A 17,021-nucleotide genomic window follows, 5' to 3' on the forward strand; every position below is an offset into this window, starting at 1 on the left:
GGCCCTCCAGTGTGTCACCGGTGCAGCTCGTCGGGGTCATCGGCGAGCTCCTGCAGCCGCTTGTAGAGGGCTGCCTCCGCCTCACCCAGCTGCTCCGGTACCAGGATGCGCACCTCCACAAGCTGGTCGCCGCGCTGCTCAGCCCACTCCTGGCCCCGCCCCCGCAGGCGCAGCAGGCGGCCGCTGGAGGAGCCGGCCGGCACCCGCAGCTTCACCGGCCCGCGCAGGGTGGGCACCACCACCTGGCAACCCAGGGCCGCTTCCGCTGGGGTCAGCTCGAGGGGGTAGAGCACCCGCAGGCCGTCGATGCGCAGGCCTTCCTCGGTGCGCACCCGCAACTGCAGGAAGTGATCGCCGCCGCCAGGGGTCACCCCCGCCAGCCGCAGTCGCCAGCCATCGCCGGCAAAAGGAGGGGTCCACACCTCCACCGCCGTGCCATCAGCCAGCTCCAGCTCCAGCCGCTCCCCCTGCAACGCCTGCTCCGGCGTGAGGTCCACCAGGCTCTCCTGGTCGCTGGAAGCCCGCACCGGTGGTGGTGGCGGCGGTGCGGCGGTTACCGATCCAGAAGCCTGAGGGCGATTTTCTGCAGGAGGCTCGGGCTCGGGTTCCTGCCACTCGGGTTCGGCGGCCCGGCGGGGACGGCGGCGCTCACCGAAAAGCACCTCGAGATATGCCTCGAAGTCCGGGAAACCGGAAGCAAAGGGATCCTGGGACTCCCGGCCCGAGCCGTCAGCGGGCATACCGGCCTCCCAGGCCTGGCGGCGGCGCGGATCTGAGAGCACCGCATAGGCCTCGTTGACCAGCTTGAAGCGCTCCTCCGCCAGCGGGTCGTTGCCGTTGAGATCGGGGTGCCAGCGGCGGGCCTGGGCCCGGAAAGCCCGCTTGAGGTTGCTGGCATCGGCGCCAGGCTCTAGGCCCAGCACCGACCAGTAGTCGGCAGGGGCGGCGGGGCTAGAGGTCACCGGTAGGAACTATCCCCCCAGGGATCTGAATCGCTGCGGGGCCGGCGCTCGCGGGCTACCGGTTCAGGTTCGCGATAGGGCTCCCTGTAGGGCTCTCTATAGGGATCCTTGTAGGGCTCGCGATAGGGATCCCGGTCGTAGCGACTGGGGGGAGCAGCCCAGGGATCGCTGCCAGGGCGGTTCCAGTCATCCCAATCGTCATCGGCAAACAACTCATCTTTGAGCGAGCCCAGGGTGTTCTTGAGCCCCTGCAGCGGCCCCTGCTCTGCCTTGCGTTCACTCTGCAAGCGACGGTTGAGGCCAAACAGAGCTTCCTGCAGCTGGCTCACGGCCAGCTCCAGCTCCACCAGGTCGTCGGCAGCCAGCAGATCCTGCACATCGCGCAGGGCCATCTCCACGGAGCGCTGCTGGCGCTCGGCGCCGTAGGGGCCCAGTTCAAGGGATGCGTCGCGCAAGCGGCGCTCCGCCTGGGCCACCAGGGTTTGGGCGCGGTTGCGGCGATCAATCTCGGCTCGCTTGCGCCGATCCTCGCTGGCCTTGAGATCGGCCTCCTCAATCAACTTGGTGATCTCCTCCTCGCTGAGGTTGGAGCCCCCCTGGATGCTGACGCTCTGCTGCCTCCCGGTGGTGCGATCGGTAGCCGACACCTGCAGCAGGCCGTTGGCATCGATGTCGAAGGACACCTGCACCTGGGGCACACCCCGAGGCGCCGGCGGAATGCCAGAGAGACGGAAACGACCCAGGCTCTTGTTATCAACCGCCATCTGCCGCTCCCCCTGCAGCACGTGGATCTCCACCGAGCTTTGGTTGGCCTCAGACGTGCTGAACAGGTCGCTCTTGCGCACCGGGATCGAGGTGTTGCGAGGGATCAGCACCTTCATCACGCCGCCAATGGTTTCCAGGCCAAGCGATAGGGGCGTGACGTCGTTGAGCATCAGATCGCGCAGCTCACCGGTGAGGATCCCCGCCTGCACCGCAGCACCGATCGCCACCACCTCATCGGGGTTCACCGACTGGAAGGGCTCCAGCGGAATGAGGGTGCGCACCATCTGCTGCACCATCGGCATACGGGTGCAGCCACCCACCAGCACGACGTCGTCGATGTCTTCGGCCGCGAAGGCCGAATCCCGCAGGGCGCGTTGCACCGGCCGCAGCAAGCGATCCAGCAGATCGGGGCAGAGGCCCTCAAACACCCGCCGCTCCAGGGTGGTTTCGATATGCAGCGGCCCGTCGGGGCCGGTGGCAATAAAAGGCAAGGAAATCGGCGTGCTCTGGACACCGCTGAGCTCGATCTTGGCTTTCTCCGCTGCTTCGGTGAGCCGCTGCAGGGCCTGGCGATCGCGGCGTAGATCAATGCTGTGCTCCGCCAGGAAGGCATCGGCCAGCCAATCGACGATGCGCCGGTCCCAGTCGTTGCCGCCCAGCTGGGTGTCGCCGCTGGTGGCCTTCACATCGAACACCCCTTGGGCGATGCGCAGCACGGACACATCAAAGGTGCCGCCGCCCAGGTCAAACACCAGCACCCGCTTGACGGTGCTGCGATCAAAGCCGTAGGCCAGGGCTGCCGAGGTGGGCTCATTGAGGATCCGCTCAACGCTGATCCCAGCCAGACGGCCGGCGTCGCGGGTGGCCTGGCGCTGGGCGTCGTTGAAGTAGGCCGGCACTGTGATCACCGCCGCTTCCACGGGCTCGCCGAGGTAGGTGGCGGCGTCATCACAGAGCTTGCGCAGCACGCTGGCAACCAGCTCTTCAGGGGCGTATTCCCGTTCAGTGGCTGGGCACACCACCCGCACGTTGCCCTGGTCGTTGGCCCGCACGCTGTAGGGCACCGACAGGCTGTCTTCCTCAAGCTCGTCCCACTGACGACCAACGAAACGCTTGAGGTTGGCGAACGTATTGCGGGGGTTGAGCACAAGCTGACGCCGGGCCAGCTGGCCGACGAGCAACTCCTGGTCGCGGCTGAAGCCCACCACCGAGGGGGTGGTGCGGCCGCCTTCAGCGCTGGCGATCACCTGGGGACGGCCGCCCTCCAGTACCGCCACCACTGAGTTTGTGGTGCCTAGGTCGATGCCAACTATCCGGGACATGGCACCCCTTTACTTAGAAGCATGCGCCTAGAACCCCGTCGACCCATGAAAACGGCGGCTCAGCCCCGCGCTGTTGGTCCCCAAACTAACGGTCTCCCAGACGTTAATCACTGCTTAAACAGCTGCGAGGGGGCCCTTCGTAGATTTCGATTGGATCGGCCGCTTAGCGCTGACCGATGCAAAGCCATCCCTACCCATGCTGACGGACTCCAGCCAAGCGGGCTCAAGCCCAACGAATCCCAATCGCAATCTAGATGCTGACGCCTTCACCCTGCGTCGCCGCCCACCCTCAGAAAAGTTGCTCGACCTGGGCTTTCGCCAGCTAACCCTGGCGCTCGCCTCAGTTGTCGCGATCGTTCTGCTTGGCATTTTCATCACGGTGTTCCAGGGTGCGCGGGAGGCGATGGCCAGTTTTGGCCTCAGCTTCCTAACCATCTCCAGCTGGGATCCCGTCAACGAGCAATACGGGGCATTCACCGCCATCTACGGCACTGTGGTGACCTCGATCCTGTCTCTGTCCATCGCCATTCCCCTCGGTGTGGGCACCGCGATCTTCATCACCGAAGACCTGATCCCCAGCTCCGTGCGGGAGGGGATTGGCCTGATGGTCGAACTGCTTGCAGCCATTCCATCGGTGGTGCTCGGACTTTGGGCAATCTTTGTGATGGGGCCGGCCATCCGGCCTGTCCTCAATTGGCTGCACGAACTGTTGGGCTGGAGCCCTTTCTTTGACACCGCTCCCCAGGGCCCTGGCATGGCCCCGGCCATCCTGATCCTAGTGGTGATGGTGCTACCAATCATCACGGCCATCTCACGAGATGCCCTGAATCAAGTGCCAATTGAACTGCGGCAGGGGGCCTACGGGGTAGGAACTACCCGCTGGGGAGCCATATTTAGCGTGATCTTGCCGGCAGCTATTTCATCCATAACTGGCGGCGTGATGCTTGCACTAGGCAGGGCCATGGGGGAAACCATGGCGGTCACGATGATTATTGGCAACTCCTTCAACTTCAGCTTTTCACTGCTGGCGCCTAGTAACACGATCGCCTCGATGCTCGCCAATCAGTTCGGTGAAGCCGATGGCATCCAGGTGTCGGCCCTTATGTATGCCGCCCTCATCCTGATGGTGCTCACATTCGCGGTGAATGTGGCGGCCCAGTGGATCGTCCGTCGCCTCAGCCTGCGTTACTGATCACCACCATGGCCAATCCTTCTCCGATCACTTACGACAACACCGCCCTTTTTGAGCGGCGGCCATTGCGCTACGACCCCTGGCTGACGCGCAACTTACGCAATCTGCTGTTCACCGGCATTGCTTCCATATTTGCTGCTATTGCGGTTTTACCGCTAGTTTTAGTTTTGTTCTACGTTTTGATGCAAGGCGGCCGCCTGATCAGCGTGGGCTTGTTCACCCAACTGCCACCCGACATCGGAATGGAGGGTGGAGGTATTGGTAACGCCATCATCGGCACCTTACTTGTAACCCTGATCGCCTCTCTGATTGCCATCCCCGTGGGAGTGGGGGGCGGCATTTTCCTCAGCGAATACTCCACCGGCGGCTGGTTTGCCAATTTCGTTGCTTTCGGCAATGACGTTTTGGCTGGTGTGCCTTCAATCATCGCCGGTGTATTCGTCTACGGCATTGTTGTAACCACCCGTGTGTTTTTCGGTCAGAGTTACAGCGCCATGGCTGGCGGTATCGCCCTGGCCGTGTTGATGCTGCCGACTGTGATTAAAACCACCTATGAGGGGCTCAAACTGGTGCCCCAGGAGATGCGCTGGGGTGCCTACGGCGTAGGCGCTTCCAAATTTGTGACCGTGATGCGGATCACCCTGCCATCGGCCTTCACTCCGATCGCCACTGGTGTAGTGCTGGCAATCGCCCGAGCCGCCGGTGAAACGGCTCCGTTGATCTTCACGGCTCTCTTCTCCTCATTCTGGCCTGATGGGGTGTTTGATCCGATCGCAACCATGTCGGTGTTGATCTTCAATTTCGCGATCATGCCCTATGAAGCCCAAAACGAACTCGCTTGGGCTGCCTCCTTTGTGCTGGTGATGATGATCCTGGCCGCCAACCTGCTGGCGCGCTGGATAGCCCGGATGACCAAAGTCTGAAGTCCGAACCTCCAGCTCTTCTATTTCCCCCATTCCCTCCAGTGCAATGACCAGCAGCTCCCTCTCCAGCCAGGCCGCCGATTCCTCCACGGGGGATGCCTGCATGTCCCTGCAGAACGTCACCATCTCCTACGGCAAGTTTGAGGCGGTGAAAAATGTGTTCATGGATATTCCCCGCGGCCGGGTGACCGCCTTTATCGGACCTTCAGGCTGCGGTAAGTCGACCGTATTGCGCGGCCTCAATCGGATGAACGATCTGATTCCGGGCTGCAAGCTCAAGGGCAGAGTTGTTTTTGACGGCCACGATCTCTACGACCCCAAAGTGGATCCAGTGGAGGTGCGCAGGCGCATTGGCATGGTGTTCCAGAAGCCCAATCCCTTCCCAAAATCGATCTACGAGAACATCGCCTTCGGCGCGCGGATCAACGGCTTCAAGGGTGATATGGATGAGCTGGTGGAGCGCTCCCTGCGCAAGGCTGCAGTGTGGGACGAATGCAAGGACAAGCTTAGGGAGAGCGGATTTGCCCTCTCGGGCGGCCAGCAGCAGCGCCTCTGCATCGCCCGCGCCATCGCCACCGAGCCTGAGGTGATCTTGATGGACGAGCCTTGCTCAGCGCTTGATCCGATCTCCACATTGAAGATTGAAGAAACAATGCATGAGCTGAAGCGCAGCTACACGATCATCATCGTGACCCACAACATGCAGCAAGCCGTGCGTGTGGCTGATCAAACGGCCTTCTTCAATGCCGAAGCAGTGGAAGGTGGCACAGGCAAGGTGGGCTACCTGGTGGAGTTCAACGACACCGAACGGATCTTCAATGCCCCCGGCCAGCAGGCCACCCAGGACTACGTGAGCGGCCGATTCGGCTGATATACAACGATAAGGGTTTAAAATAGAAATTTATATCAAAATCAGCAACTTGGCTAAGCATGGATTGATTCATTCAATCTCTGAAGGCCATGAAAAAGCCGGCCGCAAGGCCGGCTTTATAACGGAGAGGGAGGGATTCGAACCCTCGATAGAGTTGCCCCTATACAGCATTTCCAGTGCTGCGCCTTCGACCACTCGGCCACCTCTCCAGGGGCAAAATGGGGCAACCAGATGGCAATGTAGCAGCATGACTCGCACCCATCCGATCACGGTTCACTGGCTCCAAACCGGCCAGGTGATTCGCCATGAGGTTCCCGAAGGGGAATACATCCTGCGCAGCTTTGAGCAGCAGGGCGATCCCTTGCCTTTTAGTTGCCGCAACGGCTGCTGCACCGCCTGCGCCGTGCGCGTGATCAGCGGCGAAATCGATCAGCGCGAGGCCCTGGGGCTGTCGCGGGAGCTGCGCGGGCGTGGCTACGGACTTCTCTGCGTGGCCCGGGCCACCGGCCCCTTGGAGGTGGTGACCCAGGAGGAGGACGAGGTCTACGAACTGCAGTTTGGGCGGCACTTTGGCCGCGGCAAGGTGCGCAGCGCCCTACCCCTGGAGGAGGAATGAAAGCAGCTAGCACCGCGGTCTACGAGCAATCGGGCCTGAGCAGCGGCGAGCTCGAACACCTATCGGCGGTGGCGCGCCGGGCGGCGGAGGTCGGTGGCGAGCAACTGCGCCAGCACTTTGGCCGCCTGCAGCAGGTGCGTGAGAAGGGGCGCTCCGGCGATCTGGTCACCGAGGCAGACCATGCCGCTGAAGCAGCGGTGCTGGCGCTGCTCGAGGCTGAAACACCGCAGATTGGCGTTCTGGCCGAGGAGAGCGGACGCCGCCCCAGGCCAGGCGAGCTGGAGTGGTGCGTCGATCCCCTAGATGGCACCACCAACTACGCCCACAGCTACCCGCTGTTTGCCACCTCGGTGGGCCTGTGCTGGCGCGGCCAGCCCCTGCTCGGCGCCCTAGCCGCACCAGGCCTGGACCAGCTCTACTGGGCCGCACCAGGCCTGGGCTCCTGGTGCAATGGCAGCAGGTTGGCTGTTAGCGCCTGCCCCAGCCTTGAGCAGGCCCTGCTGGTGACCGGCTTTGCCTACGACCGCCGCAGCCGCCTCGACAACAACTACGCCGAATTCGCCTGGTTTACCCACCGCAGCCAGGGCGTGCGCCGCGGCGGCTCAGTGGCCCTGGATCTGGCCTTCGTGGCCGCCGGCAAACTCGATGGCATTTGGGAGCGGGGCCTATCGCCCTGGGATCTGGCCGCCGGAGCGGTGCTTGTGGAGCAAGCCGGCGGTGTGGTGAGCGCCTACGACGGCTCGGCATTTGCGATCGACTCGGGGCGGATCCTGGCCTGTGGAGCGACCCTGCAACCAGCCCTGATCGAAGGCCTGGCATCCTGCCGCCCCCTGGCCGGCGCCAGCTATGGCGCCCCCGAACTCGACTCCCCCTGATTCGATCCATAGGATCAGCCCACCCCATCCCACCTTCAACGCCGCAATGGCCCTGCAACCTGCCGCTGGCGTTCGGGATCTCAACCCCCGTGAAGTTGAGGGCAACCGGCGCATCGCCGATCAACTAGCAGCTGTGTATCGGCTTTGGGGCTACCAGGAGGTAGCGCCGCCCAGCTTTGAGCGGCTCGACACCCTGGAAGCCGGCGGTGGCATCGACGGCCGCGAGCTGGTGCGGCTGGCAAGTGATGAGCCCCTGGGGCTGCGTCCGGAGCTGACCGCCTCGATCGCCCGCGCCGCCAGCACCCGCCTGGCCGAGCGACCCCGCCCCCTGCGGCTCTGGGCCATGGGCAGCACCTTCCGCAGCTCCACGGCTGAAGGCGGCTCCCAGCGGCTGCATGAACAATTGCAGAGCGGCGTAGAGCTGCTCGGGGCCCAAACCGCCGCCGCCGATGTGGAGCTGATGCGGCTGCTGCTTGCCGCCGCCGGAGCCCTTGGACTGCAGGCCCATCACCAACCCCGGCTGCTGGTGGGGCACCACGGGGTGCTCAGCGCCCTGCTGCGCCAGCTACCCGAGCAGCAGCAGGGCGCTGCCCGCGCCGCCCTAACCAACTTCGACCCCCTGGCTCTGGCCCAACTGGCCTTGCCGGATTCTGATAGGCAGCGCCTGGGCAACCTGATGCGCCTGCGCGGCGAGCCAGCCAAAGTGCTGTATCAACTGGAGCAGTGGCTGGGCCCCATCACCCTGCTAACGGAGCTGGGCGAGACCCTGGCTGCGGTGGCCCCGGCCGCAGAGCGCCTGGGGGTGCAATTGCAGCTCGACCCCAGCTTCCAGCCCCACTTCGCCCTCTACGACGGCCTGGTGCTGAAGCTGGTGTGTCAAGGCCAGGAGGTGCCGGTGGAGATTGCCAGCGGCGGTCGTTACGACGCCCTGGTGGGTCGCTTTTGTCCAGAGCCAAGCGAGGCTGCGGGAGTGGGCTTTGGCTTCGATGTGGGAGCGGTGCGGGAGCTGGTGGCACCTGCCATAGAGAGCCCTTCGCCGGTACTGGTGGCCTACGGCAACCCCCAACACCTGGCCGCAGCCCTCGACCAGCTGGAGGCCTTGCACCAGATGGGCACCTGCGCTGAACTGCTCAGCGGGGCCTGCACCAACCAAGCGGAAGCAGAAGCCCTCGGCCAAGCCCGCGGCTGCGGCCGTACCCTCTGGATCGATTCCTAAAGTTCGAAGATGGCTCACACGATCGTCACCAACGTCTGCGAGGGCGTAGCCGATTGCGTTGATGCCTGCCCCGTGGCTTGCATCAACCCCGGCCAAGGTGCCAACAGCAAGGGCACAAACTTTTATTGGATCGACTTCGACACCTGCATCGATTGCGGCATCTGCCTGCAGGTGTGTCCCGTGCAGGGGGCCATCCTTCCCGAAGAAAAGCCCGAGCTGCAGCAGGCAGGCTGAGCGGCGCAGCGCACAGCCTGCCTGCTGCGCCGCTTAGCTTAGCCAAGACTTAGCCAAGTCAAAGTTCGGAGACCCCTCCCTCAGGTCCATTGAGCCGGAAGGCCCAAGCTCCGTAAGGTTTGCCCCAACGACCTAACGCTTGCCATGACGGTGCTGGAACAGGGCCAGATTCAGATCCACACCGAAAACATCTTTCCGATCATCAAAAAGGCCGTCTACAGCGGCCATGAGGTGTTTCTGCGGGAGCTGGTGAGCAATGGCGTGGATGCCATCAGCAAGCGGCGCATGGCGGCGATGGCTGGCGACTGCAGCGAAGGGCCTGAAGCCAAGATTTCGATCCGCATCGACCGCGAGGCCAACACTCTCACCATCTCCGACAACGGCATCGGCATGAATGTCGATGAGGTGAAGCGCTACATCAACCAGGTGGCCTTTTCCAGCGCCGAAGACTTCCTCGAGAAATACAAGCAAGAAAACGACGCGATCATCGGCCACTTCGGCCTGGGCTTCTATTCCAGCTTCATGGTGGCTAAGCAGGTGGAGCTGGTGACCCTCTCGGCCAGTGCTGGCGCGGAGGCGGTGCGCTGGAGCTGTGATGGCTCCCCCAACTTCAGCCTGGAGCTGGCCGAGCGCAGCGAGCCCGGCACCGACGTGATCCTGCACCTGATGGAGGAGGAGCTCGAATACATCGAGCCGGCCCGTATCCGCACCTTAATAACCACCTACTGCGACTTCCTGCCGGTGGAAGTGCAGCTGGAAGGCGAAACCGTCAATAAGCGCGAGGCCCCTTGGCGCAAGAGCCCCAGGGACCTCACCGACAACGACTACATCGAGCTCTACCGCTACCTCTATCCCTTCCAGGGCGATCCCCTGCTGTGGGTGCACCTCAACACCGACTATCCCTACAACCTGCAGGGCATCCTGTTTTTCCCCAAATCCACTGGCCGGGCCGATTGGGAGAAGGGCGAGATCAAGCTCTACTGCAACAACGTTTTTGTGAGCGACTCGATCAAGGAGGTGGTGCCCCGCTACCTGCTGCCCCTGCGCGGCGTGATTGATTCGCCCGACATTCCCCTGAACGTGAGCCGCTCCGCCCTGCAAACCGACCGGCGGGTGCGTTCGATCGGTGGCTTCGTGGCCAAGAAGGTGGGCGACCGGCTCAAGGAGCTACATCGCGACGACCCCAAGCGCTACGCCGAAAGTTGGGAGTCGCTGGCCCCCTTCATCAAGATCGGCGCCATGGAGGATGAAAAATTCGCAGACCAGGTGGCCGATCTGGTTCTGTTTGGCACTAGTTCTTCCCCCACGGAGCAGGAGCCTGGTGAGGGCGAGAGCATTGACCCCATCCCCGGCGAAGGCGGCAAGGCCTACACCACCCTGGCTGGCTACCGCACCCGCCTAGATGGCGCCAACGACAAGCGCATCCTCTACTGCACCGATGAAGCAGGCCAGGCTGGGGCCCTTGCCCTATGGAAGAGCCAGGGGGCCGAGGTGCTGCTGGCCGACACCTTCATCGACACCCAGTTCATCCCCTGGCTCGAATACCGCCACGAGGAGCTCAAATTCCAGCGGGTGGACAGCGAGCTGGATGAATCGCTGCAGGAGAAAGAAAGCGAGATCAGCGACGCAGACGGCAAGGACAATTCCGAAAAGCTGCGCGATTTATTCAAGGCAGCTCTGGCCAACGACAAGATCACCATCCAGGTCCAGGCCCTCAAGGGTGACAACGCCCCCGCCGCCTTGATCCTGCTGCCGGAGCAGATGCGCCGTCTCAACGACATGGGAGCCCTGATGGAGCAGCGCCTGCCGGGCTTGCCCGATCACCACGTGCTGCTTGTCAACCGCAAACACAAGCTGGTGGAAGGCCTGCTCAAGCTCTCTGCCGGTTCGGTGATCACAACCGGTGGCAGTGGCGGCAGCTCCCCCAGCCAGCAGCTGGCCGATGATCTTGGCCGCCATGTGTATGAATTGGCGCGCCTGGCGGTGGGCGGCCTGGAGCCCAACGAGCTGGCCGGCTTCCAGCAGCGCAGCGCCGATTTGATGGGCAAGCTGATGGAGCGGGGGCTCTGACTCCCTCAGGTAGCTAGCGGCAGGGCCAGCCCAGGCTGGATCTGCCCTTTGGTAGGATGTTCACTCGGGACTAGTCCCTGCAAGTCGTTTTGGAAATCGTTCATGTCCCGGGTCTGCCAGCTCACAGGCAAGCGCGCCAACAACGGCATGGCCGTCTCGCACTCCCACGTGCGCACCAAAAAGCTCCAGCAGGTGAACCTGCAAGAGCGCCGTCTGTGGTGGGCTGAAGGCAACCGCTTCATCAAGTTGCGCGTCTCCACCCGCGCTCTGAAAACCATCCAGAAGAAGGGCCTGGGCGCTTACGCCAAAGAGTTGGGCGTCAACCTGGCCAAAATCTGAGCCTGCGATGCGGCGTCGGGCACTTCTGCAGGGCCTAGTTGCTCTTCTGCCCGCAGCTGCGGGTGCTGCAAGCCTGTTGGCATCCAGCCGACAGGCTTTTGCTTTGGGAGGCACCCTGCCCGCACTCAACCAATCCGCCCCTGATTTCGACCTAGCCGGCATTGCGCCAGCAGCCGATGGTGAAGCCGTACCTACTCGGCTGAATTTGGCCGACTTCCAGGGCAAATGGTTGGTGCTCTACTTCTATCCCCGTGATTTCACCGGCGGCTGCACCATCGAAGCTCGTGGTTTTCAAAAAGACCTGGCCAGCTTCCGTGCCGCCAATGCGGCCGTGGTTGGAGTGAGTGCCGACGATGCCGAATCCCACGCCGATTTCTGCAGCAGCGAGGGGCTGGCGTTTCCCTTGCTATCTGATCCAGCTGGCACTGTGAGCCGCGCCTATGGCAGCTGGATCGCTCCCTTCTCTCAGCGCCACACCTTCCTCATCGACCCCTCGGGCATATTGCGCTCCACCTGGGTGGCGGTCCGTCCCAGCGGCCACAGCGCCGAAGTGCTCACCAGCCTTCGGGAGCTTCAGGCCAGCTGATCAGGCGCTAACGCAGCCAATTGGTCATAAAACAGCCAGTGGCGCCAGACATGCAAATACTTGCTGGTGTACTTCGCTCTGCTGGCGCAGCTCCAGCAGCCTTGAAGCGGGTGGAGGGGTGTCTAGCGCCCTATCCCAGCTGGCCACCAGCCCAGGGCCGGGCGCCATATCCAGATTTTGACAGGAGCAGCCCAGGTTGGCGGCGGCGGCAGCCACCTTGGGGTCATAGCTAAGGGCAGCGCAGGGCGCACCGGAGAGGGCTGCCAGGATCAGGCCGTGCAGCCGCATCGCCACCACCAAGCCAGCACCGCTGCATATGGCCATCGCCTCCTGGGGCCGCTCAGCCAGCACCTCCCGACTGCGGGCTGCCAGCCCGGGCGGCAGCAGCTGCTCGCGGCGCAGCTGCTCCAGCAGGCCCCGGTCCTGGTTGGCGTGGAAAGGCAGCCAGATCACCTTCCGGTCGTGGCTGGCGGCCAACTGATCCAGGGCTGCCAGATAGGGCCTCCAAGCTGAACCCTGCAACTGGCGGGTGGGGCGGAAGCAAAGCACCAAGGGGCCGCCCCTACCCCGCCATTGCTGGGGAGGTAGGCCCCAGACCGGATCGCTGCCCACGGGTCCGTCACGCCCCAGGCTCCTGGCCAGGGCAGCCGACTCCGGGTCGCGCCAGCTCACAGCCGTTGCCAATCGCAGCAGGCGGCCCACCAGCAATCGGCTGCGCCGCCGCTGCAGGGGTCCCAGCCCCTGGCCCCAAAGCAGCACAGGCTTGGCCTGCAAGCGGGCGGCCCCAATCAGAGCTGCGTAATAGAGCAGGCTCTTGAAACTGGTGGAATCCTGCAACAGGCTGCCGCCGCCAAGCACCAAGGCATCACAGTGCCGCAGCGCCTTGAGCACCAGGGGCAAGCTGCGGCGCGCCACCGTATCAACCCCAAAGCGCTCCCGCACGAGAGCACCGTCGTGGGCCGTAACCGTGGCCTGATAACCCGCTGGCAACTGGCTCAGCAGCACCTCCAGCAGGGCGTCGTCGCCCAGGTTGTGCTCGCCGTAGTAGCCGCAAAGCAACAGCCGCGGGGTCGGCTCCGAGATCTCCTGGCGGGTTGCGACCACAGACCGCTCGAAAGCACCCAAATAGCCTTTCAGCCTACCTAAGTTCTCCGCAGCTTTTCCACTTTTGCGGTTTGGTGAGCTCTGACCCTCAATGCCCAGACCCGCGATGCAGTGACCCGCAACTTACGCGCCGCATCCGCAATCACCACTTCGATAGCCAGCGCTGGAATGGGCTGACCCCCCGCGACGACGACATCATCATCGCCAGTCCGTACAAGAGCGGAACCACTTGGCTGCAGTCGATCGTGGCCCATCTGCTGTTTGAGGGCGAATTGCCTGCCTCGCTGGCAGAGCTCTCTCCCTGGCTGGAGGCGAATTATCACGATCTTGAGGCCCTGCAGCAAACCCTGGAGCAGCAACGCCACCGCCGCTTCATCAAGAGCCATCTACCCCTGGATGCCCTCCCCTGGGACCACCAGCGCTCGTTTTTATACATTGCCCGCGATGGACGGGATGTGGCGATGTCACTCTGGAATCACTACATCAATTGGAGTGACGAAGCCCACCAGCTGGTCAACCAAGTGCCCAACGAGCGGGGCGATACCTTTCCGCGCGCCCCCGCCGATGTGCAGACCTTCTTTGATGACTGGCTGCAACGCGGCTGGCTGGGTTGGGAGCAGGACGGGTGGCCCTACTGGTCGTTCTTTCACAACGTGCAGTCTTGGTGGGATCACCACCAACAACCCAACATTCTCTTGCTCCACTACAACGACCTCAAGGCCGATCTCCTTGCTCAGGTGCAGCGGATCGCCTGCTTCCTGGGCATAGACCCCGACCCGGAGCGCTTAGAAATGGTGTGTGCCGCCGTCGACTTCAAAGCCATGCGGCGGCGCAGCGCCACCTATGTGCCCTGCGGCGGGCGTCTCTGGAAGGGGGGCGCCGAATCTTTTCTCTACCGGGGTACCAACGGGCGTTGGCGGGGGGTGCTGCGGCCGGAGCAGCTGGAGGCCTACGAGCGGGTGAGCCGCAGCGCCCTTAGCCCCGACTGCCACCATTGGCTCCATCGAAGCTGCGATCAACAACTGCCCACGGTGGATGGCTAGGCGCGATGGTCACCGTTGAGACACTGGAAGCTCTGGATCTTTTGATCTGGCTGGGGAGTGGTGTCCTAGCCGGAGATAGGGCCCGCTGCAATCAGAGCACGGTCTCCCGGCGGGTCAGTCAGGCCGAGTCCAACCTCGGCCTCAAGCTGCAACGCAGAGGCGGCCAGTGGCACCTGAGCGGAAATTCCCTGCTGGTGCGAATGGAGAGAGAAGTGCACCAACTCAATCGAATCCATGGCCATCGCCCCCTGCGGCTTCAGGCTCCAGCCTGGAGTCAAGACCACCTACTAAGGCCGCTGCCGAAGAACTGGATCATCAACCCCAGCGACGCGCCGGGGTCGCCCCATCACTGTCTGGACCTGCTGAAGGAGCGGGTGGTCGACGCCTGCCTGGCAACCCTGCCCGAACGACCGTCCAGCGACGACCATCGCTTCACCTGTTTCGACCTCTACCGCTCGCCAATCCATCTGGTGACCCTGGCGGACTCTCGTGTGGTTGATATCTCCAGCCCAACCCGACTGGAGATCGGATCGTGCTGCCAGATCGCGACCTTCCCGTTCAATCCCCGCGCCCAGAATCTGTTCATCCAAAACTTCTTCCAGCATCACTTCCAGCCAGAGCAGGCCTACGCCGTCGCTAAACAAAGTCAGAAAGAGGCCGTGTACTTCGCCAACAGCCTGATACTCAAGACCCTGCGAACCACCCTGCCGGTGGTTGAGCTCGATGTCGCCGTGCCCTCCCATTACGTCGAGAGCTTGGTGGTGCTGCACGACAACCGAAACGCGCCGGCCATTGCCGAACTGGTCGACACCCTGCGCCGTCGCATCCAGGACCTGTCACGCTCCGAAGAGAAGCTCACGCCCCTGCTCTGACCCCATGCATGCCCTCTCCCTACCCACCTGGTGGATTCACGTCACCTCGGTGCTCGAGTGGGTGGTAGCGATGGTGGCCGTGCAGCGCCTGGGGGTGGCTCGCCGGGAGGGCGGTTGGCGTTGGTTGAGCCTGGCAATGTTGCCAGCCTTGGTGAGCGCCATGGCTGCCTGCACCTGGCATCTATTTGACAACAGCCCAAACCTGCAGGGCCTGGTGGTGTTTCAGGCGGGCCTCACCACCATTGGCAACGCCGCCTTGGCACTTGCAGCCTGGAACCTGCTGCGCCAGCAGCGGCAGGCGACGCCATGAGCGGCCCCCTCGGCTGGCTTGCCGGCATCGACCCCACGCCTTTGTTCGTGTTGTCGCTACTCCCCTATCTGGCCTTCCTTTGGTGGGCAGGGCGGATTGAGGGTTTCCCCAAGCTGGCCCTGCGGGGCTTTCAATTCACCCTGGTGTTTGTGGCCGTCACGATTGCCGCCGCCATCGTGGCCCAACTGCGCTACGGCGAGCTGCTGGCCAATGTGGATTCCTTGCATGGGGGAGCTGAATCGCTGCTCACGATCTCCAACCTGCTGGTGGTGCTGGGCTTCAGCGGCATTGGCGCCGTGATCACGGCCCAACCGCCCCGATCTTGATGCTCTGGCTTCTGGCGATCGTCGTCAGCCTGGCCGCTGGGCCCAGCCAGGCTGCACCCGTATTGAGAGTCGGCGTGGCGGATGGCTCCCAGCCCTGCTCCTATCGCCAGCGGGGCAGCTGGAGTGGCATGGCAGTGGAACTGTGGCAACAGGTCGCCGACCAGGAGCAGATCCCCTACGTACTGGTGCCAGCAGACAACACAACCGAGCTCCTGGCGGCCACCAAGCGCAACGAAGTGGACGTTGCGATCGGCTGCATCACCATCTCACCAGAACGCATCCGCCAGAACCGCTTCAGCCTGCCCTTTCAGGAATCGGGCTTGGGGGTGATGGTCAAACGCAACCAGCTGGAGCTCGGCAGTTCCCTGCTGCGCAGCCTGCTGGCTCCTGATCTGATCAGGCTGCTGGTGGCCTACGTGGTGCTGATAGGCCTGTTGAGCGTGGCTGTCTGGCAGGTGGAGCGCAACGGCAGCAAACCCAGCAGCTGGGAGATCGGGCCGCGCCGCGCCTTCGCCCTGATCTTCCAAGTGCTGGCCACCGGCCCTGGCACAAACACCGTTGTTGTTAGTACACGGGGCCACACCTTTGTCTTTGTGGCCTACCTGGTGCGGATCATCACGGCCTCGCTGCTGGTCAGCTACGTCACCTTGAACGTCGTGCGGGGCAACCAGGAATTGGCGAGCCCCAACATCCGCAGCCTCAACGATCTCGCCGGCCAGCGGGTTGCCGTGCGGCGTGGCACCGTCAGCGACGACCTACTGCAAAGACTCAACGACTCCGGCCTGCAGCCACCGATTCAGCTGCGCGAGCTGGATCAAGTGATCCGCGCCGACAGCCTGCTGGTGGCTGACGCCGTGGATGCGGTGCTCGCCGACGACATCCAGCTCGACTTTTTGCTGCAGCAACTGCCCCACAAGCGCTACGGGCTGGCGCTGCGCAACCTCAACCCCCAATCCCAGGCATTCGCCCTCTCACCAGGCATCAGCGAAGACCTGGAAACCCGGATCAATGAAGCGCTTGGCAGGCTCAAGCGCGATGGCGTAGTCACCCGGCTGCGGCAGCAGGCAATGAACAAGTCTTAAGCCGGGTCATCCATAGGCGGTGCTGCCCGGAAGATGGGGCGTTGGCACCTGCTCCATGATCGCTCCCCTCCTGGCCCTTGCCCCCGCCACCATCACCTGGTCACCCAAGGTGGCGTTGGTGATGATTGTCTGCAACGTGATCGCCATCGCAATTGGCAAGGCCACGATCCAACAGCAAAACGTTGGTCTGAAGCTGCCCAGCCCCGGGCTATTTGGCGGTTTCAGCCACGGCGCCATGCTCGGCACCTTGAGCCTCGGCCACATCCTCGGCATGGGCGCCATCCTTGGCATGGCCTCCCGCGGCGTGGTCTGA

Annotated in this window: 19 protein-coding genes and 1 tRNA gene; 16 read left to right on the plus strand and 4 right to left on the minus strand. The window is 63.3% G+C overall.

The window, feature by feature from the left end; genetic code table 11:
* Positions 1 to 14 precede the first annotated feature (14 nt).
* Both KBZ22_RS01475 and dnaK read right to left on the minus strand, forming a co-directional pair.
* Positions 15 to 962, minus strand: coding sequence for a DnaJ domain-containing protein (locus KBZ22_RS01475; protein WP_255020754.1), 948 nt, complete (start codon positions 960 to 962; stop codon positions 15 to 17).
* A complete protein-coding gene (gene dnaK, locus KBZ22_RS01480) occupies positions 959 to 3,049 on the minus strand; it encodes a molecular chaperone DnaK (protein ID WP_255020755.1) in 2,091 nt (696 codons plus the stop codon). The genes KBZ22_RS01475 and dnaK overlap by 4 nt, the downstream gene beginning before the upstream one ends.
* A 196-nt stretch (positions 3,050 to 3,245) precedes the next feature.
* Here dnaK and pstC point away from each other — a divergent pair, with 196 nt between their 5' ends.
* The 3 genes from pstC to pstB are packed head-to-tail and all read left to right on the plus strand — an operon-like array spanning position 3,246 to position 6,035.
* Positions 3,246 to 4,241: a phosphate ABC transporter permease subunit PstC gene (gene pstC / locus KBZ22_RS01485; RefSeq protein WP_255020756.1), complete on the plus strand. Its 996-nt coding sequence runs from the start codon at positions 3,246 to 3,248 to the stop codon at positions 4,239 to 4,241.
* Positions 4,242 to 4,249: 8 nt separating this feature from the next.
* Positions 4,250 to 5,164 carry a phosphate ABC transporter permease PstA gene (gene pstA / locus KBZ22_RS01490; RefSeq protein ID WP_255020757.1) on the plus strand — a complete coding sequence of 305 codons (915 nt, stop codon included), beginning with the start codon at positions 4,250 to 4,252 and terminating at the stop codon, positions 5,162 to 5,164.
* A gap of 46 nt (positions 5,165 to 5,210) precedes the next feature.
* Entirely contained in the window at positions 5,211 to 6,035 is an 825-nt protein-coding gene (gene pstB, locus KBZ22_RS01495) for a phosphate ABC transporter ATP-binding protein PstB (RefSeq protein WP_255020758.1), read from the plus strand.
* 122 nt (positions 6,036 to 6,157) lie between these two features.
* On the opposite strand, the gene KBZ22_RS01500 is transcribed toward pstB, so the two are convergent.
* A tRNA-Ser gene (locus KBZ22_RS01500) sits at positions 6,158 to 6,244 on the minus strand.
* Between the two features lie 38 nt (positions 6,245 to 6,282).
* On the opposite strand from KBZ22_RS01500, the gene KBZ22_RS01505 reads away from it, so the two are divergent.
* The 7 genes from KBZ22_RS01505 to KBZ22_RS01535 all read left to right on the plus strand — a co-directional run bounded on the left by KBZ22_RS01505 (position 6,283) and on the right by KBZ22_RS01535 (position 11,971).
* Positions 6,283 to 6,651 carry a 2Fe-2S iron-sulfur cluster-binding protein gene (locus tag KBZ22_RS01505; protein WP_254941498.1) on the plus strand — a complete coding sequence of 123 codons (369 nt, stop codon included), beginning with the start codon at positions 6,283 to 6,285 and terminating at the stop codon, positions 6,649 to 6,651.
* Entirely contained in the window at positions 6,648 to 7,526 is an 879-nt protein-coding gene (locus KBZ22_RS01510) for an inositol monophosphatase family protein (RefSeq protein WP_255020759.1), read from the plus strand. The genes KBZ22_RS01505 and KBZ22_RS01510 overlap by 4 nt, the downstream gene beginning before the upstream one ends.
* Positions 7,527 to 7,572: 46 nt before the next feature.
* Entirely contained in the window at positions 7,573 to 8,742 is a 1,170-nt protein-coding gene (locus KBZ22_RS01515) for an ATP phosphoribosyltransferase regulatory subunit (RefSeq protein WP_255020760.1), read from the plus strand.
* Positions 8,743 to 8,751: 9 nt separating this feature from the next.
* Positions 8,752 to 8,976: a ferredoxin family protein gene (locus KBZ22_RS01520; RefSeq protein ID WP_106501642.1), complete on the plus strand. Its 225-nt coding sequence runs from the start codon at positions 8,752 to 8,754 to the stop codon at positions 8,974 to 8,976.
* Between the two features lie 144 nt (positions 8,977 to 9,120).
* Entirely contained in the window at positions 9,121 to 11,046 is a 1,926-nt protein-coding gene (gene htpG, locus KBZ22_RS01525) for a molecular chaperone HtpG (protein WP_255020761.1), read from the plus strand.
* 102 nt (positions 11,047 to 11,148) lie between these two features.
* Positions 11,149 to 11,385, plus strand: a complete 237-nt coding sequence (gene rpmB / locus KBZ22_RS01530) for a 50S ribosomal protein L28 (protein WP_106501739.1) — start codon at positions 11,149 to 11,151, stop codon at positions 11,383 to 11,385.
* 7 nt (positions 11,386 to 11,392) lie between these two features.
* Positions 11,393 to 11,971: a peroxiredoxin gene (locus KBZ22_RS01535; protein ID WP_254999292.1), complete on the plus strand. Its 579-nt coding sequence runs from the start codon at positions 11,393 to 11,395 to the stop codon at positions 11,969 to 11,971.
* Positions 11,972 to 11,995: 24 nt separating this feature from the next.
* On the opposite strand, the gene csaB is transcribed toward KBZ22_RS01535, so the two are convergent.
* The gene (csaB, locus tag KBZ22_RS01540) at positions 11,996 to 13,075 is read right to left on the minus strand and encodes a polysaccharide pyruvyl transferase CsaB (RefSeq protein ID WP_254941492.1); all 1,080 of its coding nucleotides are present in this window, start codon (positions 13,073 to 13,075) and stop codon (positions 11,996 to 11,998) included.
* Positions 13,076 to 13,149: 74 nt separating this feature from the next.
* Here csaB and KBZ22_RS01545 point away from each other — a divergent pair, with 74 nt between their 5' ends.
* The 6 genes from KBZ22_RS01545 to psaK are packed head-to-tail and all read left to right on the plus strand — an operon-like array spanning position 13,150 to position 17,021.
* Entirely contained in the window at positions 13,150 to 14,118 is a 969-nt protein-coding gene (locus tag KBZ22_RS01545; RefSeq protein ID WP_255020762.1) for a sulfotransferase domain-containing protein, read from the plus strand.
* Between the two features lie 5 nt (positions 14,119 to 14,123).
* Complete coding sequence (locus KBZ22_RS01550; RefSeq protein WP_255020763.1) at positions 14,124 to 14,990, plus strand: hypothetical protein; 867 nt, start codon at positions 14,124 to 14,126, stop codon at positions 14,988 to 14,990.
* 4 nt (positions 14,991 to 14,994) lie between these two features.
* On the plus strand, positions 14,995 to 15,300 hold the full coding sequence (locus KBZ22_RS01555) for a DUF2499 domain-containing protein (protein ID WP_106501638.1): 306 nt from the start codon (positions 14,995 to 14,997) through the stop codon (positions 15,298 to 15,300).
* Complete coding sequence (locus tag KBZ22_RS01560; protein ID WP_106501637.1) at positions 15,297 to 15,626, plus strand: DUF3593 domain-containing protein; 330 nt, start codon at positions 15,297 to 15,299, stop codon at positions 15,624 to 15,626. Before KBZ22_RS01555 ends, KBZ22_RS01560 begins: the two co-directional genes overlap by 4 nt.
* Complete coding sequence (locus KBZ22_RS01565; protein WP_255020764.1) at positions 15,626 to 16,708, plus strand: ABC transporter substrate-binding protein; 1,083 nt, start codon at positions 15,626 to 15,628, stop codon at positions 16,706 to 16,708. Before KBZ22_RS01560 ends, KBZ22_RS01565 begins: the two co-directional genes overlap by 1 nt.
* Positions 16,709 to 16,763: 55 nt before the next feature.
* Entirely contained in the window at positions 16,764 to 17,021 is a 258-nt protein-coding gene (gene psaK / locus KBZ22_RS01570) for a photosystem I reaction center subunit PsaK (RefSeq protein WP_255020765.1), read from the plus strand.

It is taken from the genome of Cyanobium sp. L1E-Cus, assembly GCF_024345755.1.
GTDB classification, from domain to species: Bacteria; Cyanobacteriota; Cyanobacteriia; order PCC-6307; family Cyanobiaceae; genus Cyanobium_A; species Cyanobium_A usitatum.